Raw genomic sequence first — 19,095 nt, forward strand, 5'->3', positions numbered from 1 at the left:
GCGTTAAGGAGCGGCGTATTTAAGAATTAAAGACAGGCAATCACAATAAATCTACTTTTAATTTTTGGTGCGTTCGGTATTAAAAGCCGGGGCCTTTGCGACGCATCGTTTTTAATCGCTATATCTAAGGGTTTTCCCGTATAGAAAATTCCTTAACCCGAAATAGGCTTAAGTTAGTAATCGCCTACTTTTTGTTAGAACAAGAGGAAAATATCATTATGAACAAATTCATTTCCCTTATTTCATTACCTGGTAAAAACAAAATTTTCTCCTTCCTCGCTATCCTGTCAACGTTGCTTTTAAGCACCGCCTTATTAGCAGATGAACAGTCGCAGCAACCCGGCGCAGACGAGGGCCAACCACCTTCTAATCAGAGCCAGGAATCCAATCAAGGATTCCGGGTGACGGGCTCTTATTCAAATATTTACAAAGCCACGGGCGTGATTGGCACAACGGTTAAAAATAAACAAGATAAAAAATTAGGAGAAATTAGCGATCTGGTTATTGATAAATCAGGTCAAGTAAAATATGCGGTTTTAACTCATGGCGAAACCCTTGGCGTGGGCGGAAAAAAAACTGCTATTTCCTGGGATCTGATTCAGTTTTCTTCCGATGGAAAGAAGTATTCCTTAGTCCTGGATGCCACGCCAGAAGAGTTAGAGAATGCGCCTTCCTTCAATAAGGATAATTGGCCCGCCAACGCCCAAGTGACTGATACCAGCTCCTTGCAAGGGCAGCAACAATCCTCGGATAGCTCCTCTACGGACCAAGACTCAACCAGCAAAGGATCACAATCCCAGCAGGGCGGCAACGGAAACGGAGCTAACAGAACAGTCACTGTCCAAGAGGGCGATACCCTTGCCGACATTGCCCACCATGCTTACGGCGATGCCAGTAAGTGGCGCCTGATTTATAACGCCAACAAGGACAAAATTAAAGATCCCAAGGATTTGCTGGTAGGGACGAAATTGACCATCCCCTCGCCCAATGAATAAGTGATAAAAAATATAAGCATGGACGGGTTGTTAATCATCCGTCCATGCGTGGCTTGTTAAGTCTTTCCTAAGCTTAATAGTAACCACCAACGTCTAGGCGATAAAAAATGTCTTTTTCCCCTAAAGTCGTTGTGATCACGGGCGCCTCCGCAGGCGTGGGCCGAGCAACCGCCCAGGCGTTCGCGAGAAACGGCGCCTCCATTGGATTACTGGCGCGAGGGCGTGAAGGGCTGGAAGGCGTGCGCCGGGAAGTCGAATCCCAGGGTGGAAAAGCTTTGATCCTGCCAACGGATGTGGCCGATGCGGACCAAGTAGAAGCTGCGGCGGCCGCCGTTGAAAAAACCTTTGGCCCCATTGATGTCTGGGTTAACGATGCCATGACTAGCGTGTTCTCGCCGGTCAAGACAATGACTCCCGAGGAATTTCGGCGGGTCACCGAGGTGACTTATTTAGGCTGCGTCAATGGAACCTTGGCTGCCCTTAAACGTATGTTATCCCGCAATCGAGGGGTGATTATTCAGGTGGGTTCGGCATTGGCTTATCGGGCCATTCCCTTGCAATCATCCTATTGCGCCGCCAAGCACGCCATTCGGGGCTTTACCGACTCCCTGCGGTGCGAACTGCTCTATGAAAAATCCCAGGTCCGCGTGACCATGGTGCAAATGCCCGCGCTCAACACGCCCCAGTTTGACTGGGTTAAATCGAGGCTGCCCCGCAAGGCTCAACCGGTGCCGCCGGTTTATCAACCGGAGGTTGCAGCCCGGGCCATCTTGTGGGCCGTCAAACATCCCCACCGTGAACTTAAAGTGGGGCTACCGACGATTTTAATCGTGGCCATTAATAAGATTGCGCCGGGCCTGCTAGATCATTATTTAGCCCGCACGGGCTATCAATCCCAGCAGCGGGAAGAACCCGAAGATCCCAACCGCCCTCATAATCTGTGGAATCCGGTTGCAGGTGATTTCGGCGCCCATGGCAGCTTTGACAAGATAGCCCATCGCGGCAGCATTGCTCTTTGGGTAACCACCCACCCCCGTCGTCGGCTTGCCCTGGCGGTAGGGTTGATGTTAGCGCTATGGGTTCTAATTTTTTTATAAGGGCAAGCGCCCGCCGGTTTTGCAGGCATCTAGGTGAGACCCGTTCAGGTGATATTACCAACAATCCTCAGCACAGGAGGTTGAGCAGCATGAGCCAATTAGTCAGCGATTTTCTCCTACAGCGATTAGGCGAGTGGGGTATCCGGCGAATTTATGGTTACCCTGGTGATGGCATCAATGGAATTATCGGCGCCCTCGGCCGGATTCAAGATCGGATGGAGTTTATTCAAACCCGCCATGAGGAAATGGCGGCTTTTATGGCCTGCGCCCATGCTAAATTCACCAGCGAGGTGGGCGTTTGCCTGGCCACTTCAGGGCCCGGCGCCATCCATCTATTGAATGGCCTGTATGACGCCAAACTGGATCACCAACCGGTGGTGGCCATTGTCGGTCAACAATCCCGCGCCGCTCTAGGAGGGCATTACCAACAGGAAGTGGATCTCATCTCCTTGTTCAAGGATGTGGCCCATGAATACGTGCATATGTGCGCCTCTCCCATCCAGGCGCGTCATTTAATTGATCGCGCGGTCCGCATCGCCAAGGCCGAACGCACCGTCACCTGCCTTATCTTTCCCAATGACGTGCAGGAGCTGGAAGCGGTTGAGAAACCGCCCCGGGCCCACGGCACTGTTCATTCCGGCGTTGGCTATACAATTCCCCAGGTGATTCCCCGGCAGGAAGATCTGCAGCGGGCCGCCGAAGTGCTCAACAAAGGCAGCAAGGTAGCTATCCTGGTAGGCGCCGGCGCTTTGGGAGCCACCGATGAGGTTATCCAGGTCGCTGAACTGCTCGGGGCGGGGGTTGCGAAAGCCTTGCTGGGCAAGGCCGCGCTGCCCGATGAACTCCCTTTTGTGACTGGCTCTATTGGCCTTTTGGGGACTAAGCCAAGCTGGGAGCTAATGGATGGCTGCGACACCTTTTTTATGATTGGCTCTGCTTTTCCCTACTCTGAGTTTCTGCCAGAAGAAGGTCAAGCCCGGGGTGTACAGATTGACCTGGATGGGCGCATGCTAAGCTTGCGTTACCCCATGGAAGTCAATCTGGTAGGCGACAGCGCAGAAACTCTGCGAGCATTAATTCCCCTTCTTAAACAAAAAACGAACCGGGCTTGGCGGGAGAAAATTGAAAGGGAGGTCGCCCAATGGTGGCAAGTGCTCGAAAGCCGCGCCATGCACGATGCCGATCCCATTAATCCGCAGCGGGTTTTCTGGGAGCTGTCTTCCCGGCTGCCGGAGAACTGCATCATCAGCAGCGACTCCGGTTCCGCCGCCAACTGGTATGCCCGGGATATCAAGATCCGCCGGGGCATGATGGGTTCTCTCTCGGGGGGCTTGGCGACCATGGGGCCCGGCGTTCCCTATGCCATTGCCGCCAAATTCGCCTTTCCCGATCGGGTAGTAATCGCCACCGTTGGCGACGGGGCCATGCAAATGAACGGTAACAGTGAACTAGTCACCGCCGCTAAATATTGGCAACAATGGCAAGATCCACGCCTCATTGTCCTGGTACTCAATAATCGGGATCTCAACCAAGTTACCTGGGAGCAGCGAGTAATGGCGGGCGATCCCAAATTCGAAGGTTCTCAGAGCTTGCCCGATTTTCCCTATGCCCGCTATGCCGAATTATTAGGATTTAAAGGCATCCGCGTAGACCAGCCAGAAGATATCGGTCCCGCTTGGGAGGAAGCCCTAGCCGCTGACCGGCCAGTGGTGCTAGAGGCGTATACGGATGGGAACGTGCCACCCCTGCCGCCCCATATCAAACTGGAACAAGCCAAAGCCTACGTCTCCGCCCTGCTGCACCAGGATCCAGAAGCCATCAATATTATCAAGCAATCCATTAAGGAAATTAAGGAAAGCTGGTTTCCCAGCGATCAGGAAAAGAGGGGGTAAGGAGCGATGGCCGCCCGCAGCATTGAGGTTCCTGTCGAAAAATTGGAAGTTTCGGCTTACCAAATTCCTACCGATTTTCCCGAGGCGGATGGAACCCTGAGCTGGGACGCCACGACTCTGGTTTTGGTCACCGCCACGGGAGGTGGCAAGCAGAGCCTGGGCTATACCTATGGCAATAAAGCCGTGGCGACTTTGATTGCCGGCAAGCTTACAGAAATGGTGGTTGGCCAAAACGCCATGGCCATTACCAGCAGCTGGCAAGCCATGGTAAAAGCCATCCGTAACCTAGGCCGGCCCGGCATCTGCTCCATGGCCATTGCCGCCGTGGATACCGCCCTGTGGGATCTGAAAGCCCGGCTTCTTGATTTGCCTCTGGTTGCCCTGCTAGGCGCGGCGCGGGCGGAAGCTCCTATTTATGGCAGCGGCGGTTTTACCAGTTACTCTTCCGAGCAGCTTCAAAAACAGCTAAGCGGCTGGGTAAGCGAGGGGATGCAGGCAGTCAAAATGAAGGTGGGCAGCCAGCCCCATCAGGACCCGGAGCGGGTGCGGCTCGCCCGCGAGGCCATTGGCGAGGAGGTGGCGCTGTTTGTGGACGGCAACGGCGCCTATGGGCGCAAACAGGCGCTCGCCCTGGCCGAAGCCTTTGCCCAACACCGGGTAACGTGGTTTGAGGAGCCGGTCTCATCGGATGATTTGGAGGGCCTTCGCCTGCTCCGGGATCGGGGTCCAGCTGGGATGGACATCGCCGCCGGGGAATACGGCTATGATCAATATTACTTCCGCCATATGTTGGCGGCGGGCGCGGTGGACGTGCTGCAAGCAGACGCTACCCGCTGTGGGGGTATCACCGGCTTTATGGCAGCCAGCGCTCTTTGTCAAGGTTATGGCATTCCTCTGTCCGCCCATACGGCGCCGTCCCTCCATGCCCATGCTGTCTGCGCGCTCCCCCATATCCGCCCCCTGGAGTATTTCCACGATCATGCTCGCATTGAGGCGATATTCTTCGATGGTGTGCTCAAACCTGTAAATGGGGCCCTTAAGCCAGATACTTCCCGTCCTGGGCTGGGTCTAGAGTTGCGGCAGGCAGATGCCGCCCAATATGCAATGTAATAAGCCTAAGCTTTTAATTTAGAGGGTAACGATGGAAGCAGTGATTAACCATTATGATCTGATTGTCATCGGCAGTGGTCCCGGAGGCGCTTCTCTAGCCCAGCGTCTCGCACCCACTGGCAAGCGTATTCTTTTGATTGAGCGGGGCGGCTACCTGCCGCGCTCAATCGACAATTGGAACACGCGCAAGATATTCGTTGAGGGCCTTTACCAGGCGCGGGAAACTTGGTACGGCGGGAACGGCGAGGCCTTTCATCCTGGGTTGCACTACTATGTTGGCGGTAATTCAAAGGTCTACGGCGCGGCGCTGTTCCGGCTGCGCGAGCGCGACTTCCAGGAAGTTCGCCACGCTGACGGCGTCTCGCCCGAGTGGCCACTGAAATATGATGTATTCGAGCCCTATTATGCCGAGGCCGAGCGGCTCTACCACGTGCATGGCGAGCGGGGCGAGGATCCAACCGAGCCGCCGGCGAACGGTCCTTACCCCTATCCAGCCGTTGCACACGAGGCGCGCATCGAGGAACTCGGCAGAAATTTCCGCCGGCAGGGGTTGCGGCCTTTTCATCTGCCGCTTGGCATTTTGCTGGACGAACGCGACGGCGTGACGCTGCCGACCAGCCCCTGCATCCGCACGCCTTACTTCGATGGCTATCCCTCGCCTCTGAATGGTAAAGCCGACGCCCAGGTGATGTGCATCGATCCTATGCTTGCGGCCCACGATAACGTCACGCTCCTCACCCATGCCTATGTCTCGAAACTCGACACTGATGCCTCGGGCCGGCGCGTTAGCGCGGTCCGCGTCAAGCGCAATGGCGAAGAAGAAGACTATTCAGCCGACATCGTAGTAGTAGCCTGCGGCGCACTTTCCTCCGCGCTGCTGCTCCTGCGCTCGGCCAGCGATAAGCACCCGAACGGGCTTGCCAACGGCTCCGATCAGGTCGGCCGCAACTACATGCGCCACAACCAATCGGTGCTGATGGCGCTCGCTCCCAGGACAAACGACACCGTGTTCCAGAAGACACTCGCCGTGAGCGATTTCTATTTCAGCGCCGACGATTGGAATTATCCACTCGGCCTGATCCAGATGATGGCCAAATCACATCCCGACCAGATTCGCGGCGAGGCGCTGCCGCAGTGGTTGCAGTGGCTACCGAAGATGCCGTTCGAAGCAATGGCAAAACACGCGATGGATTTCTGGTTATCCAGCGAAGATTTACCGCAGCCGGAGAACCGCATCCGCTACGATGGCGAGCGGGTGGTACTCGATCTGACCGAGAACAACATGGAGGCGCATCACCGGCTAAAGCGCAAGCTCAAACATTTGCTGAGCAAGGCGGACACACGCCCGCATCTGCTGATGGAGCGCAGGCTCTACTTCGGCAAGAAAATTCCTATCGGCGGTACTGCCCACCAGGCTGGCACCGCGCGCTTCGGCACCGATCCGGCAACCTCGGTGCTGGACCTCGATTGCAAGGCGCACGAGCTGGATAATCTGTACATCGCGGATGCGAGCTTTTTCCCCTCCATCGGCGCGGTTAACCCGACCCTTACCATCATTGCCAATGGGCTGCGCATTGCCGACCGCATCAAGGAGCGCCTGAGCGCGTCCGTCCCGGTTACTAGCGGAGCCCAGGCGGACGCGAGGGGAAGCTTATGACCTGGCTGTCTGTTGACCTTGTTCCTCTCCTGATTCGCATCTGCCTGGTGATCCTGTTCCCCTTTAGCGCGCTCGACAAAATCTTCGATTGGCAGGGGGCGCTGAAGCAAGCGAAATCGAGCTTTCTGCCTAACGCGAGCGCGCCGTGGCTGTTGGTTGCCGCCATCATCGTGGAGTTGGCGGCGCCCTTTTGCATCGTACTCCGCTGGCATGATCAGCTCGCCGCCTTCGTACTTGCGGGCTTTTGCGTCGTCAGCGCGCTCCTTTATCACAATTTCTGGAACTACCCGGATTTCTGGATCAGGGGCGAGAGCAAGGCCCGTAGCCATTTCTGGGATTTTCTTAAGAACTTTGGGCTGGTCGGCGGCCTGTTGCTCATCGCCTGCGGCGCCACGCTGGCTCCCGCCGACAAGGTAGCTTCGCAGCCGCTATCCTCGGCCCCGGTTTATTCACGGAGCGCGTCAGCCGCTCCGCCAGCACCTAGCCAAGCATTCGACCCATCAAATGAAAAGGTATCCGTCAATGAACAATAAGCAGGATGATAAACCCACAGTGCCCTACTGGCACATCTGGACTGATGAGGAGGGCGTGAGCCATCAGAATCAGTGCGCGCTGAAGGACTTCGAGCTAAGCAGCGTTGGCGACGCCGCGGCGCAGTGGAACAACCAGCAAGCACGCGGCGAGGCGACTATCGTGTTTGTGGTACTGCCAGAAAACTGGGTTGGCGAGTGGCACGAGAATCCCGCCCCGCAATGGATTCTGCCACTCTCGGGCCGCTGGTTCGTCGAATCAATGGACGGCACACGGGTGGAAATGGGCGCCGGCGAATTATCATTCGGCGAAGACCAGAACTGTGTTGCCAACGACCAGGGTCACAAGGGTCATCGCTCTGGCACGATCGGCGACGAACCGGCGGTACTGATGACCGTGCGCCTACACGAGCCGCCGGTACGCAAACCTTGCCACATTCACTAAGGGGCTTCCATGAACACCGGTATGGCAAACATTGAGGTCCTAGACCCGCGTTTCAGATCCATGGTGCTGCCCAACGCGCCGCTAGAGAAGCTGGGAGAAGGTTTCCGCTGGCTGGAAGGCCCAGTATGGTTTGCCGATCATCAGTGCCTGCTGGTGAGCGACATTCCCAACGACCGCATCCTGCGCTGGACTGAATCCGGCGGTGTGTCGATCTTTCGCGAACCCTCGAACTTCGCCAATGGCCACACGCGCGATTGCGAAGGACGGCTGGTTGGCTGCTCACACCAGGATCGTTGCATCAAGCGCACCGAACTCGATGGCCGCATAACCGTGCTTGCGGACTGCTACCAGGGTAAGCGTCTGAACTCGCCCAATGACATCGTGGTCAAGTCCGACGGCACGATCTGGTTTAGCGATCCGACCTTTGGCATCACTCGGGATTACGAAGGCGGCAAGCAGGAGTCGGAACTACCGCCGAGCTTGTACCGCTTCGATCCCCGCGATGGCGCGCTCACGGTAGTCGCCGATGATTTCCTTGGCCCCAATGGACTCTGCTTTTCGCCCGATGAAAGTTTGCTTTATGTAGCTGAGAGCGGGCCACCATTCGCAGACGATCCAGAGCAGTCTATCCGCGTGTTCGATGTCGCCGACGATGGCGCGCGTTTGCAAAACCCGCGCCTATTCCATCAGGTCAATCCGGGCATGGCCGATGGCTTCCGCTGCGACGAGGAAGGCAATATCTGGACAAGCGCCGCCGACGGGGTGCACTGTATTAGCCCGTCCGGCGACTTATTGGGCAAGCTCAAGGTACCCTTCGTCGTCTCCAACCTGGCTTTCGGTGGGCGTAATCGTAGTCGACTTTTCATCTGTGGCTCTCAGACCTTGTTTGCACAGTATGTAAACCGGCGTGGCGCGGCGCGGCCATGAGGGGCCGCGTGCAGCGGCTACTTCGTGTTAGCCGCAATGCCCTCGATCTGGTCCGCGCCATGAGCTTTTATAGGGACGCCCTAGGCTTTTCCCTGGTTAGCGAGAGGCCGATGGATGATCCCGCCTGGAGCGAGTTGATGGGTCTTCCCGGCACAGGCGGACGATCGGCCATTTTGCAGTTGGGCGAACAAACCCTAGAACTGGTGGCCTTTGATCCGCTAGGCCGCGCTTATCCATCGCAAAGCCGCGCGAGCGATCACTGGTTTCAGCACCTCGCAATTGTCGTTGCCGATATGGAGGCAGCCTACGCAAATCTTTGCCGTCATTTCTTCACAACGATTACCACCGGAGGCCCGCAACAGCTTCCGCCCAACGCAGGGTCGGTAACAGCCTTAAAATTCCGTGATCCCGTCGGCCATCCACTAGAATTACTCCATTTCCCTTCCGGCGGCAGCGATGCCCGCTGGCAGCAAAAGCGCGGTGGGCACGATGTGTTCCTTGGCATTGACCATTCGGCCATAACCGTTGCCGACATCACAGAATCCATTGATTTCTACACGTGCTTGCTGGGCTTTCAAGTGGCTGCGCGCTCGCTCAATTCTGGCCCGGAGCAGGCGCACCTTGATAATGCGCCTGGGGTGCGCGTGGAAGTGGTAGCGCTTCAGCCGGAACAGGCGGGGCCACCACATCTCGAATTGCTCGGCTATGAACGTCCCGCCGGACATCCCATTCCCGCAGGGGTAAAAGCCCATGATCTCCTAGCTGACCGATTGATCCTAGAAGTGGACGACCTGCCGTCCCTGGCGCAGGCCATCGAAGGCGAAGGCATTGAATTTATTTCTCCGGGGATTGTCACCTTGCGCGATGGGCATCGCGCGGCATTGCTGCGGGATCCAACCGGCCATATGCTAATGCTTTATGAATGATTTTGCCCACCCTCATCGACTGGTTGTGAAAAAAAGATGCGGTCTCTGATAGCTTGAATGGGCATGCGATCATAGGCCATGGGGACGCTGCGCTCAGCGGTTTCAATAACAACAGCAGCTTGTTGACGGAGCACCTGATGTCGTTGTGTGTCCGCCGTTAGCTTGGTAAGGGTTTCCAGATGCTGAAGAAGCCGGGTGAGGACGGCAACATTGCCTTCGGCATTCTGGCGGATTTGATCACAGGCTTCGGCTAGTAGCTGAGAGAAAGTGGGTCCGCGAGCAATAAGACGCAGCCGCCCGCTATCAGAGCGATAGGTTTTTTCAATATGGCGGCCAATAAGGCGCGCGAGGATCACCCCTAGGAAGTCAACGCAAATAATAGCGGTAGTGGTATCGTTGATAGCAGGTGACAGCGCTTTGAGCGCCACGTCCACAATCTGCCGGATACCGTAGGCCACGTCCTGCTCCACCGTCCGTTTCCCGTTTATGTTGTAGACCGCCTCCAGTTCTCCAATGAACTCATCATCTGGCGGCTTGCCCGCCACGGATACCAGCGGGGAGGCCTCGATGACAAAGTCGCCGACTTTCTTTTCCATTCGCACCAGGATGTCCTGGGCGCAGGCGATATCAAGCAGGGCCTCAGTGTCGATCCCTTGAATATAGCCAGATTGCTGCGCTGGAATAGTTACCCACGCCTGGATCGTCAAGTCCGCATCTACGCGCTCGACGATGGCCTTGCCTATCTCCTCGGGGAACAAGCGGTCAATAGCCTGGAGAGTCTCTTTGGCCGCTGATTCAATAATACTCGTAGCTTGAATGGAGGCGGCAATATGGTGGATGAAGAAGATGAAAAAACCAATGGCTACTAAGGTCAGTACCAGGGCGCCGAATACCGCTAGCGCCGGAACAAATATTCCTTCGTCGCCACCGCGAATCGCCCGTAGCACTAACAGGCAATAAACAAAGACCCCCACAAAGACACCGAGGACTGTTTGGTTGGCCCGATCCCGCATGAAATTCCGTAAGATGCGCGATGTATACTGATTCGAGGCCAGGGCTAGCGCGACGACCGTGATCGAAAAGGTAACGCCCGCGACCGTAATCATCGAACTGGCGATAGCGGAAAGCAGCGTGCGCGAGCCCTCCGCGTCGGCCCCGAAGAACACCCTGGGCCAATGCTCTGCTAGCTGCTTGCGTTCTACCGCCGACTCTAGCTCAATGAGCCCCAGCGCAAGTATGATCGCGCCGATGACAATACACGTTGGGATAAACCACAAGCTCTCGCGTAGGACTTCCCATAGGTAAGTCAGTTTACTCATCAAAGCATGCCTTGCGCCGCCATCGCCTGGATTCGATCGGCGGTGCGGCAGGCAATGGCCTGAATTGTCAGCGATGGATTGACGCCACCGACAGTGGGAAACACCGAGCCGTCGCAGACCCACAAATTGGGAATGTCCCACGAGCGGCAGTCAGCGTCGACGACGCTGGTGCTCGGCTCATCGCCCATGCGCGCGGTGCCGCCCAGATGGCAGGTATCGTCGCTCTCGGCCCAGATGTCGCGAGCGTCGATTGCAGCGAGGCTTTGGGACATAAAATCGATCGCATGTCTCACCAACGCCTGATCGTTTTCGCAAAGCGAGTAGGTGACCCGGGCGATGGGTAATCCGTACTGGTCCTTTTCATCGGCAAGGGTGACGCGGTTGCGCTCCTGGGGCAACACTTCGCCAACGATTTTAAGCCCCGCCTGGTGGTTATATTTTTCCATCTCGGCGAGCAACGCCTCGCCCCACAGGCCGTGATTGCTAGCCTGCGACCTGGCCCAGGCTTGTGGCAGCGGACCTTGGGCCATGTAGGCGTAACCGCCGAAGAAATCCTTGCCCTCATCGGTGTAGTTCCAATGCTCCGTCAGCGTCAGAGAGGGCGGTCCCTTGTACCAGCGAATCTCATCTTCCATTACGCCAAAGACGCCTTGGTTGGTCTGCGCCATGAGATACTTGCCCACCAGCCCAGAGCTATTCGCTAAGCCATCGGGATGACGTGTGCTTGCCGAATTCAGCAACAGCCTGGGAGTTTCAATCGCATAACCCGCGACCACGACATTGCGCGCGCGCTGGAAGCGCCAGGCGCCTTCGCGATAATAATGCACACCGGTGGCGCGTCCGGCGTCATTAGTTTCGATGCGACCGACCATGGCTAGATCCCGGATCTCCGCGCCCGCCTTTACGGCGCGGGGAATCCAGGTGATCAGTGCGCTCTGTTTGGCATTGGTGGAGCAGCCCGTCACGCAGAAGCCCCGATAGGCGCACGGATGGGAGAGGCCGCGCGGCGCGGACACCGTGGCAAGGGGTGTTTCCGACCAGGGAATACCCATGGCCTCGCAACTCTTCGCTAGCACCCAGCCAGCGGCATTAATCTCGTGGGCGCGGTAGGGATAACGCGGCCGCGGCGGACCCCAGGGATAGGTCACCGGTCCGGCGATTTTCAACGCCTGTTCGACTTCGGCGTAATAGTGCCACAACTCGCGCCAATCGAGCGGCCAGTCAGCGCCATAGCCGAGCAAGGTACGCGATTTGAGCCGCTCAGGACCCATGCGCAGCGATACCATTGCAAAATGCACCGTTGAGCCGCCAACTGCCTTGCCGCTATTATTGCTGCCCAGCATCAGTGGATTATCGCCGTCGCAAAGGCGCTCGTCGGTCCAGTAGAGTTTGCCTTGATGGGTTTCGTCGGAGGCGAATTCCTCGAGCGGACGCCACCATGCGCCGGCGTCGAAACCAATAACCGAAAAACCCGCTTCGGCCAGCTTGGCCGCCAATGTGCCGCCACCGGCGCCGGTGCCGACGATGACGAAATCGACTTCCTCATTCTCGCCGAATTGCCGCATTGGCACCCAGCCACCGAGCCGTAGGGGATCAGGAGCGCGCCCATTCTTGCCGCGCGGCGTGCGTAGGGCGTCATCCGACATGTTCATTGGCCTCGCGCGCCTTGGTTTCTTCGCCGGGTTTGGCTTCCACCGCTTCCCACGGATCACGGCGATTGTAGTACATCCGCACATAGCCCCGGGGGCTCGCAGGGCCACCGAAACCGATTTCGTTCCAGGAGGTTGGATGGGAATAATAAGCAGAAAGGATATCGTGGGCGACGCGGGTGGAGAAAAACGTAGCCGCCGACATGCCGCCCCATGCTGGGCCGTCAAGCTTGCCCGCCTGCATCGCCTGTAGCAGCAGATCCTGCTCTGCGGCGACGAGCTGGTGGAAGCGTTGGTGGTGTTTCGTCACCGCGGCCGTATCCAACGCGGCGAGCCCCCGTTGCCACGCTTCCTGCATTTTCGGCATCCCGACCTGACGATAGCCGTCGCGTTCGTCGTTGGCCATTTTGCGGTCCACCAGGGCCGCAATCGGAACGGGCGCACGGTTTTTCGGCTGCGGCACGATGCGGTCGCAGAGCGCGGTCAGCGTTTGCCATTCCGCAGCATTGAAAAAACGCGGCTCGTCCGCCGTGGCGAGCCGCGCGGCAATCACGCGGCGGGTTGGCTCGTTCCAGGAGGGCGTGTCGCGCTTGGCGAGCACGTCGTAGCCGGGGTAAAGGTCAGGCATCGTCATGTTCCTCCAATAAACTGAGGGCGGCAAGGCCAGCAAAGGCAAGACCGGTGAAACTGGGCGGCGCCGGTATGGGTGGGCCATTAAGCACATTTTGGCGCCAGTTACGCCAACCACCCATGTTGCGGGACACGCCGTAGATATGAAAGCCCGCGCCGGCGAAACCCATCAGCGCGGTCAGACGCAGCCACCAGCGGGTGAGGCGGCGTGGCGGTTTCGGGTGACTGCCCGCGGTTTCGGCCAGCAGCGCCGCCGCCAGCGGAGGCGCCGTCACTGGCGCGTACATGAACGGATCGTGAAAGGCGCCGCGAAAGTGCAGTAATCCTGCTTCGGCGGCGGTGGCCGCCATGCCAGCGCTGGAGAGCGCGGCCAGCGCGCGGCCAGCTCGTAAACCAAAAACCCGGACCGGTTTGCCGGACTCGTTCTCGCGCAAGCGTTCGGAGTAATAGCCCAGCAACCCCGAGAGAGCGACGGCGGCAGGTGCGCCGAGCGGTGAACCGTAAAACAGATTCTGCCAGGAGAAGCCACCCGGCCGCTTGCTGACGTTGTAGATGTGAAAGCCGGTGCCAATGAAACCCGTCAGCGCCGCCGCTAGGTAGATAGCGTCGCGGGTTTTATGCACCGCGGGACGACTATCAGCGGTGCCATGGGCACTGACCGCCAGAGTCAATGCCGAGACGATCAGCGGCGTATACATCGCTTTGTTTTGAAACGAGCCGCGGTAATGCTCAATCGCGCTGTCCAGCAATGTGGACGTTGCGATCAATCCCGCGGCGCGGTTTAGACGCCGCGCCGCTCTGACGGTTGGTGGCGGGTCGACGGGGGAAAGTGTGTGATCCAAATAGGGGCGCCTTTTCGTCCTGGCGGCAACCTTTTGATGCCGCAGCAGCGCCGCGCCTCCAAGTCCAAGCGCAAGGGTAACAAGGACGCCGGTTCCTAGTTGCTGGTCGGTAAGCATTGATTCTTTCCTTGTCTGTAACTAGTGTTGATAAATACTAGTTGATACCAAACCATACTGCTAGGACTAGCAGAATGAGGCTGTGCGGCGGGCACCGTAAGTGAGTTGTGCAGTCGCGGAATAGACGTGACCTGGATGGAGGCAGCGCCTTCTCCCCGTCCTGAAAGGATACCTTGATTATGACCCATGGTGATGCTTGCCAGGTGCAAATTGTGCAAGCTACTGATCGCGCCGCACCGCATGAAGGACAGCAAGGAACAAGCGGCACTTATCCGGAGCGAAAATAATGAACAGACAGAAAAAAGTCCTGATTCTAAGTATTAAGTATCCTTACCACAGGAGGCAATTATGAGCACGCGCATCGGAAAAACATGCTGGGCGATTGCCGAAGGCTACATCCCCTCCAGCAGCACCGGGCCAGCGCCCCAAATGACCAGCCACGAAACCGCCTGCATTCTTAACGCTACCGACCAAGCAGCCCAAATCACCATCACCGTTTACTTTAGCGATAGGGAACCCATTGGCCCTTACCAATTGACCATCCCCGCCCGACGGGCCCGTCATGTCCGCTTTAATGAGCTACATGACCCAGAGCCTATCCCAAAAGATACGGATTACGCCAGTATCATTCAATCCAATGTGCCGATTGTGGTGCAGCACACCCGGCTGGATTCACGCCAAGCAGAATTAGCGTTGTTATCAACTATGGCTTATGCTAGTGAATAAGGGCCAGTGGAAGCTATAGAGTCGGCGGCATGTGCAACAAGTTAGTAAAGACAAAACTTCATCGCTTAGCTATGGGAGATGATGCTCCTTAATCAGGGTGCTCATTAGAAAATATTTTTTCAGCGTGGGCGTTCCCTGTTTCACTCTTTTCTAAACCTAGTTCCCTCGCGGTTTCTTCTACTTCGGTCTCTTCTGCTACTTTGGCCGACTGCACGGCATGACTAAATTTGATAATGGCCACGAAAAGCACCCCACCTACGGCATTGCCCAGGGTAGTCCACCATAGAAAGCGTCCAAAATCCCCAACCGTTATTCCTTGGGCGGCAAAAAGCCCTGCCAAAATCTCCACCGTTCCCACGATGCAATGGGGCAAGTGTCCTAAACCAATGGCGGATGTCACTAGCCATACGATAAAAATCTGGCTGATAGTTTCAGTCGCTGCTTTTACCAGCCAGGAAAGTAATCCCATCAACCAACCCGCCAAGATTCCCCCCAGCAAGAGCACCGCCCCGCTGTGGTTCGTCAGCCGCTGAGCCAGGTGTCCATACGCTTCCGGTGAAGCTACCTCCAAACCGAGTCCCACCAACGTAGCAAGCAGGGCGAATATGGTCGCGCCCACAAGATTTGAAAAATAAACCAAGCCCCATAACCGTACCAGGGCGGTTACTTTTGCCTGCTTAGCGAGCACGGGAAACACAGCAAGGGTAGTGTGCTCGGTAAACAGTTCCGAGCGGCCAATGACCACAAAAATAAAACCGACCGCATACAGGTTGGCTACTAGGATCTCCACAATTGCAGACGGAAGCTGGTTTTGCACCAGCGTGAACATCACGGCCATGAGAAAAACGCTGAAACCAATATCAAGGCCCGCGGAGAACCCGGACAAAAGCAGTCCCCCCGTGGATCGCTTTAGTTCTCCTTCGCCTTGCAGAATTTCACCAAGCAAAATTTCACGATAAGACTTCTGCGTTTCTCTTGGAAAATCCGAGCTATCCGATTTCATGGAAAATGTGCTTTTATAAAAAGCTTTTTTCAAATATACATTTCAACGCTGTGAACTCTTGTTACAAGACAACGGAAAAGCTAACACTACCTTCCATACTTAATAATAGTAAGTAAAGCGAAAAGTATCCAAGCTAGGATGCCAGCAATAATCGCAGCCGGAAATTTTTTTGAATTGTCACCTCCACCTTTCCCGACTCAAAAATCTAGACAACCCGTTAAATAGTAAGCTAGGCTTTGATTAAGGATTGATTTAATTTATTGATAACGGCTTCATATGCAGGAAAAGAGTAAAGAACAATTAGCGCTTGACCGCACCGAGTTGGCTTTCCACCGTAACTTACTCGCCGAACAGCGAACCTTTAGCGCCTGGATGCGTACGGGGATCGCGGCGATAGCCCTAGGCTTTGCAGACATTAAACTGCTGGCGGAAGCCGAGCCGAAGTGGGCGGTTTATGCCGCCGGCATCATCCTAATTGTGATTGGCATGGCTATTCATATCTTCAGTTTCTGGGGCTATTACAGGACTTTCCGTAATTTAAAGCGAGAGAGGCTCCCTCGACTACCTATTTGGTCGGTTGCGCTTATTACCTTTTCTCTCTTTATTGCTGGGTTACTCATATTAATTTTGCTCCTTGCAGGACTCATTAACCCTCCTTAATTGGATTAATGCAGAAATAACCACTCGCTATTCACTATTAACATTTCATTCGCTTTTAAGAAAAGGATAAGTGCTATGATAAAAGCTTCCCCGGAACTGTGGGGTATTGGGGTATGCATGGAATTCCTAGTGAAGGTAGATAACCATCAAATTATTTGTTTTTTCGCACCCAGCGATCATCTTTTTTCTTATACTCATTCTTTATCGCCGTCCAGGCTACTTTATGGGAGACTTCTTCCCGGGATTGGTCACCCCGACGCTTAACCGGATCGGCGTACTGCTCCCAAGCACTATTGTAGGCTTCTTTATAAATTTCCTGCCCATGTTTAGGTAGATTATCCTTAACCGAATCAGGCAACTCCCCTAAGCTTTTATAAGGCACGATATCTCCTCCTTTCTGATAGCGTATAAACGTGATTGATAGCGTCCCATTTATCTCACAAATAATAGTCTATTAGGAAGAATTTTCACCCCCGCAAAGTGATTTTTTTTCTCAGACAACAAATATTTTTTATTATCCTTAATCAAACAACAATGAAACCTCCTAACCCCAAAATAAAATTACCTTCTACTTGCAAATACTCTTTCTGAATCTATACTAACCGTTTAATACTTTTACCAGAATGAAGGCTGAACTGCAGATTTCATAACTATCCCCCCAACTTCTAAAGAATGACCAAGATGGCAAATAACAATCAGGAGCCAAAACCTCCTTTTCCAGAGCAGCATCAAGAAAAACCTGGGCAAGAATCCGAATTACAGCCCCAGCCCCATTATTCAGCTCCCTTATATAAAGGTGCGAATAAATTACAAGGGCAAGTGGCCTTAATTACGGGGGGCGATTCGGGCATTGGACGGGCGGTCGCCGTCCTGTTTGCCCGGGAAGGTGCAAACGTCGCCATCATCCATCTTGCCGAGGAAAATACCGATGCCCAAGAAACCCAACGGGCCGTTGAAGCCGAAGGACAAAAAGCATTATTAGTCTGTGGTGATGTGAGTGACAGGGCCTTCTGCCGAAGCGCCGTGGAGCAAACTATCCAGGAATTCGGCCAGCTAAATATTTTAGTGAATAATGCCGCCTATCAGCAGCACCAGAAGAAACTAGATGAGCTTACGGAACAGCAGTGGGATCACTCCTTCAAAACCAATATTTATGGCTATTTTTATATGGTGAAGGCGGCGATACCTCATTTGAAATCAGGAAGCGCGATTATTAATACGGGGTCAATTACTGGCCTTGAGGGCAACGGCGCACTGCTAGATTATTCTTCTACCAAAGGCGCTATCCATGCATTCACCAAATCCCTAGCCCAAAATCTGGTAGAGGCCGGTATTCGTGTCAACTGCGTATCTCCAGGTCCGGTCTGGACACCACTCAACCCAGCAGATAGGCCCGCCGAGGAAGTCAGCCAATTTGGCGCTCAAACTCCCTATCAGCGACCCGCTCAACCCGAGGAAATCGCCCCTGCTTATGTTTATTTTGCGTCAACAGCGGATTCCAGTTATGTCACTGGCGAGATATTAACCCTGCTAGGCGGTAGTACGCGGGCGGGATGATTGAATCTCTTTTTAAGAACGCACAATAATTTTTGCAAGGCCGCGGGTTACCTTAACCTCCAGCTTGCCGCACATCCAATAGTTCCTTAATTTGTATTAAGGCTATGGAGGCATCCTGATAACTGAAGTGGATAGGATGATACCTTTCCGCCTGGTGGAAAATTAAACTAGGAAATCCCTGGGCGCCAGTTTGCCGCGCGAATTGTATTTGCCGAAATAACTCTTCCTGGGTTGCCGCTGAATTTAAATCGGCTATAAAGCATTGTTGATCCAACCCTAGCTCCATGGCCAATTCCATAAGCGTACTATCATCAGAAGGGTTACGCGCTTGAAGATAGTAGGCTTGCTGTATTAGCAGGATCATGGTTTCCCCAAAGGAGGCTTCCTGCTTTGTCGCGGCAATCACCGCACGGCAAGCTGGATAAGTAGAACGGCGTGGTTGGCATTGAGCCCAGAAATCAAAATTAAACTCAGTTCCCGGCACCTGTTCTTTTATCGTTCTCCAAATTCCTTGAATTTTCTGTTGCAGTTCAAAAGGCATGGGCTTATTCGTATCGGGCGCTAGCCCCCCCAATACATATTGGATAGGAATACTTTCAGGAAGAGACTCGCGTATTTCTTGCCAAACCGAACGAAAGGCCCAACACCAACTGCACATGGGATCGTGGACATAATAAAGAATCGTTGGCATCGGTAAAAACTTAAATAAAGTAGCACTCTCTTATCAAGTAGCTCGGAAACGCGCCATAGCCGCAATTATAAATATAAGGGGAATACTCAGTTCAAAAACTTCTTCCACGGTTTCCACCAACCGCGCCATGTTATCGCTAACGATGATATTCACGCTTGCAAGTTTTCTCCATCCAGTATTTTGTTTATCAACATAAGCAATATCCCCCATCGATTCCTAAAGCGGATGGTTCTGCTTTATAAAGAAAAGCTAAATGCCGAGCGATGGAAAGGAGCAAAATAACAACGCTACTATTTCCTGGGAAACGGTTGGAGAAACAACA

The 19,095-nt window shown here is 54.8% G+C and carries 19 protein-coding genes; 12 read left to right on the forward strand and 7 right to left on the reverse strand.

Annotated elements, in window-relative coordinates; all coding sequences use genetic code 11:
* Nucleotides 1-218: 218 nt before the first annotated feature.
* The 9 genes from NWAT_RS12845 to NWAT_RS12885 all read left to right on the forward strand — a co-directional run bounded on the left by NWAT_RS12845 (nucleotide 219) and on the right by NWAT_RS12885 (nucleotide 9,579).
* Nucleotides 219-995, forward strand: a complete 777-nt coding sequence (locus tag NWAT_RS12845) for a PRC-barrel domain-containing protein (RefSeq protein ID WP_013221476.1) — start codon at nucleotides 219-221, stop codon at nucleotides 993-995.
* Between the two features lie 107 nt (nucleotides 996-1,102).
* Nucleotides 1,103-2,092: an SDR family oxidoreductase gene (locus tag NWAT_RS12850; protein ID WP_013221477.1), complete on the forward strand. Its 990-nt coding sequence runs from the start codon at nucleotides 1,103-1,105 to the stop codon at nucleotides 2,090-2,092.
* Between the two features lie 89 nt (nucleotides 2,093-2,181).
* The gene (locus tag NWAT_RS12855) at nucleotides 2,182-3,984 is read left to right on the forward strand and encodes a thiamine pyrophosphate-requiring protein (RefSeq protein ID WP_013221478.1); all 1,803 of its coding nucleotides are present in this window, start codon (nucleotides 2,182-2,184) and stop codon (nucleotides 3,982-3,984) included.
* 6 nt (nucleotides 3,985-3,990) lie between these two features.
* Nucleotides 3,991-5,094 (forward strand): enolase C-terminal domain-like protein, encoded by a 1,104-nt coding sequence (locus NWAT_RS12860; protein ID WP_013221479.1) that lies wholly within the window; start codon nucleotides 3,991-3,993, stop codon nucleotides 5,092-5,094.
* Nucleotides 5,095-5,125: 31 nt separating this feature from the next.
* On the forward strand, nucleotides 5,126-6,751 hold the full coding sequence (locus tag NWAT_RS12865) for an FAD-dependent oxidoreductase (RefSeq protein ID WP_013221480.1): 1,626 nt from the start codon (nucleotides 5,126-5,128) through the stop codon (nucleotides 6,749-6,751).
* On the forward strand, nucleotides 6,748-7,284 hold the full coding sequence (locus NWAT_RS12870) for a DoxX family protein (RefSeq protein WP_013221481.1): 537 nt from the start codon (nucleotides 6,748-6,750) through the stop codon (nucleotides 7,282-7,284). The genes NWAT_RS12865 and NWAT_RS12870 overlap by 4 nt, the downstream gene beginning before the upstream one ends.
* Nucleotides 7,274-7,726 (forward strand): cupin domain-containing protein, encoded by a 453-nt coding sequence (locus NWAT_RS12875; protein ID WP_013221482.1) that lies wholly within the window; start codon nucleotides 7,274-7,276, stop codon nucleotides 7,724-7,726. Before NWAT_RS12870 ends, NWAT_RS12875 begins: the two co-directional genes overlap by 11 nt.
* A 9-nt stretch (nucleotides 7,727-7,735) precedes the next feature.
* On the forward strand, nucleotides 7,736-8,653 hold the full coding sequence (locus NWAT_RS12880) for an SMP-30/gluconolactonase/LRE family protein (RefSeq protein WP_013221483.1): 918 nt from the start codon (nucleotides 7,736-7,738) through the stop codon (nucleotides 8,651-8,653).
* Nucleotides 8,650-9,579 carry a VOC family protein gene (locus NWAT_RS12885; protein WP_013221484.1) on the forward strand — a complete coding sequence of 310 codons (930 nt, stop codon included), beginning with the start codon at nucleotides 8,650-8,652 and terminating at the stop codon, nucleotides 9,577-9,579. Before NWAT_RS12880 ends, NWAT_RS12885 begins: the two co-directional genes overlap by 4 nt.
* Here NWAT_RS12885 and NWAT_RS12890 read toward each other — a convergent pair.
* Genes NWAT_RS12890 through NWAT_RS12905 form a run of 4 tightly spaced genes read right to left on the reverse strand, consistent with a single transcriptional unit; the run spans nucleotide 9,570 to nucleotide 14,136 of the window.
* Nucleotides 9,570-10,898 carry a DUF2254 domain-containing protein gene (locus tag NWAT_RS12890; protein WP_013221485.1) on the reverse strand — a complete coding sequence of 443 codons (1,329 nt, stop codon included), beginning with the start codon at nucleotides 10,896-10,898 and terminating at the stop codon, nucleotides 9,570-9,572. The two genes, NWAT_RS12885 and NWAT_RS12890, sit on opposite strands and share 10 nt — an antisense overlap.
* Entirely contained in the window at nucleotides 10,898-12,550 is a 1,653-nt protein-coding gene (locus tag NWAT_RS12895) for a GMC family oxidoreductase (RefSeq protein ID WP_232420135.1), read from the reverse strand. Before NWAT_RS12895 ends, NWAT_RS12890 begins: the two co-directional genes overlap by 1 nt.
* Nucleotides 12,534-13,175 (reverse strand): gluconate 2-dehydrogenase subunit 3 family protein, encoded by a 642-nt coding sequence (locus tag NWAT_RS12900; protein WP_013221487.1) that lies wholly within the window; start codon nucleotides 13,173-13,175, stop codon nucleotides 12,534-12,536. The genes NWAT_RS12895 and NWAT_RS12900 overlap by 17 nt, the downstream gene beginning before the upstream one ends.
* Complete coding sequence (locus NWAT_RS12905) at nucleotides 13,168-14,136, reverse strand: hypothetical protein (RefSeq protein ID WP_013221488.1); 969 nt, start codon at nucleotides 14,134-14,136, stop codon at nucleotides 13,168-13,170. The genes NWAT_RS12900 and NWAT_RS12905 overlap by 8 nt, the downstream gene beginning before the upstream one ends.
* Nucleotides 14,137-14,484: 348 nt before the next feature.
* On the opposite strand from NWAT_RS12905, the gene NWAT_RS12910 reads away from it, so the two are divergent.
* Nucleotides 14,485-14,862 carry a sensory rhodopsin transducer gene (locus NWAT_RS12910; protein WP_013221490.1) on the forward strand — a complete coding sequence of 126 codons (378 nt, stop codon included), beginning with the start codon at nucleotides 14,485-14,487 and terminating at the stop codon, nucleotides 14,860-14,862.
* Between the two features lie 88 nt (nucleotides 14,863-14,950).
* On the opposite strand, the gene NWAT_RS12915 is transcribed toward NWAT_RS12910, so the two are convergent.
* On the reverse strand, nucleotides 14,951-15,865 hold the full coding sequence (locus NWAT_RS12915; RefSeq protein WP_013221491.1) for a formate/nitrite transporter family protein: 915 nt from the start codon (nucleotides 15,863-15,865) through the stop codon (nucleotides 14,951-14,953).
* Between the two features lie 276 nt (nucleotides 15,866-16,141).
* Here NWAT_RS12915 and NWAT_RS12920 point away from each other — a divergent pair, with 276 nt between their 5' ends.
* On the forward strand, nucleotides 16,142-16,525 hold the full coding sequence (locus NWAT_RS12920; protein WP_013221492.1) for a YidH family protein: 384 nt from the start codon (nucleotides 16,142-16,144) through the stop codon (nucleotides 16,523-16,525).
* A 151-nt stretch (nucleotides 16,526-16,676) separates the two neighbouring features.
* Here the strand turns inward: NWAT_RS12920 and NWAT_RS12925 are convergent, their stop codons facing one another.
* Nucleotides 16,677-16,907, reverse strand: coding sequence for a ChaB family protein (locus tag NWAT_RS12925; protein WP_013221494.1), 231 nt, complete (start codon nucleotides 16,905-16,907; stop codon nucleotides 16,677-16,679).
* A gap of 299 nt (nucleotides 16,908-17,206) precedes the next feature.
* Here NWAT_RS12925 and NWAT_RS12930 point away from each other — a divergent pair, with 299 nt between their 5' ends.
* Nucleotides 17,207-18,082: an SDR family oxidoreductase gene (locus NWAT_RS12930; RefSeq protein ID WP_041350757.1), complete on the forward strand. Its 876-nt coding sequence runs from the start codon at nucleotides 17,207-17,209 to the stop codon at nucleotides 18,080-18,082.
* A 52-nt stretch (nucleotides 18,083-18,134) separates the two neighbouring features.
* Here the strand turns inward: NWAT_RS12930 and NWAT_RS12935 are convergent, their stop codons facing one another.
* Nucleotides 18,135-18,773: a DsbA family protein gene (locus NWAT_RS12935; protein WP_013221496.1), complete on the reverse strand. Its 639-nt coding sequence runs from the start codon at nucleotides 18,771-18,773 to the stop codon at nucleotides 18,135-18,137.
* Between the last annotated feature and the right edge of the window lie 322 nt (nucleotides 18,774-19,095).

It is taken from the genome of Nitrosococcus watsonii C-113 (assembly GCF_000143085.1).
GTDB lineage: Bacteria > Pseudomonadota > Gammaproteobacteria > Nitrosococcales > Nitrosococcaceae > Nitrosococcus > Nitrosococcus watsonii.

Bases quoted from the DNA above. Each gene is read 5' to 3' on its own strand.
- NWAT_RS12935 (WP_013221496.1), bottom strand. From the start codon at position 18,773: ATGCCAACGATTCTTTATTATGTCCACGATCCCATGTGCAGTTGGTGT.
- NWAT_RS12865 (WP_013221480.1), top strand. From the start codon at position 5,126: ATGGAAGCAGTGATTAACCATTATGATCTGATTGTCATCGGCAGTGGT.
- NWAT_RS12845 (WP_013221476.1), top strand. From the start codon at position 219: ATGAACAAATTCATTTCCCTTATTTCATTACCTGGTAAAAACAAAATT.
- NWAT_RS12915 (WP_013221491.1), bottom strand. From the start codon at position 15,865: ATGAAATCGGATAGCTCGGATTTTCCAAGAGAAACGCAGAAGTCTTAT.
- NWAT_RS12880 (WP_013221483.1), top strand. From the start codon at position 7,736: ATGAACACCGGTATGGCAAACATTGAGGTCCTAGACCCGCGTTTCAGA.
- NWAT_RS12860 (WP_013221479.1), top strand. From the start codon at position 3,991: ATGGCCGCCCGCAGCATTGAGGTTCCTGTCGAAAAATTGGAAGTTTCG.
- NWAT_RS12910 (WP_013221490.1), top strand. From the start codon at position 14,485: ATGAGCACGCGCATCGGAAAAACATGCTGGGCGATTGCCGAAGGCTAC.
- NWAT_RS12905 (WP_013221488.1), bottom strand. From the start codon at position 14,136: ATGCTTACCGACCAGCAACTAGGAACCGGCGTCCTTGTTACCCTTGCG.
- NWAT_RS12875 (WP_013221482.1), top strand. From the start codon at position 7,274: ATGAACAATAAGCAGGATGATAAACCCACAGTGCCCTACTGGCACATC.
- NWAT_RS12855 (WP_013221478.1), top strand. From the start codon at position 2,182: ATGAGCCAATTAGTCAGCGATTTTCTCCTACAGCGATTAGGCGAGTGG.
- NWAT_RS12890 (WP_013221485.1), bottom strand. From the start codon at position 10,898: ATGAGTAAACTGACTTACCTATGGGAAGTCCTACGCGAGAGCTTGTGG.
- NWAT_RS12870 (WP_013221481.1), top strand. From the start codon at position 6,748: ATGACCTGGCTGTCTGTTGACCTTGTTCCTCTCCTGATTCGCATCTGC.
- NWAT_RS12900 (WP_013221487.1), bottom strand. From the start codon at position 13,175: ATGCCTGACCTTTACCCCGGCTACGACGTGCTCGCCAAGCGCGACACG.
- NWAT_RS12885 (WP_013221484.1), top strand. From the start codon at position 8,650: ATGAGGGGCCGCGTGCAGCGGCTACTTCGTGTTAGCCGCAATGCCCTC.
- NWAT_RS12850 (WP_013221477.1), top strand. From the start codon at position 1,103: ATGTCTTTTTCCCCTAAAGTCGTTGTGATCACGGGCGCCTCCGCAGGC.
- NWAT_RS12930 (WP_041350757.1), top strand. From the start codon at position 17,207: ATGGCAAATAACAATCAGGAGCCAAAACCTCCTTTTCCAGAGCAGCAT.
- NWAT_RS12920 (WP_013221492.1), top strand. From the start codon at position 16,142: ATGCAGGAAAAGAGTAAAGAACAATTAGCGCTTGACCGCACCGAGTTG.
- NWAT_RS12895 (WP_232420135.1), bottom strand. From the start codon at position 12,550: ATGAACATGTCGGATGACGCCCTACGCACGCCGCGCGGCAAGAATGGG.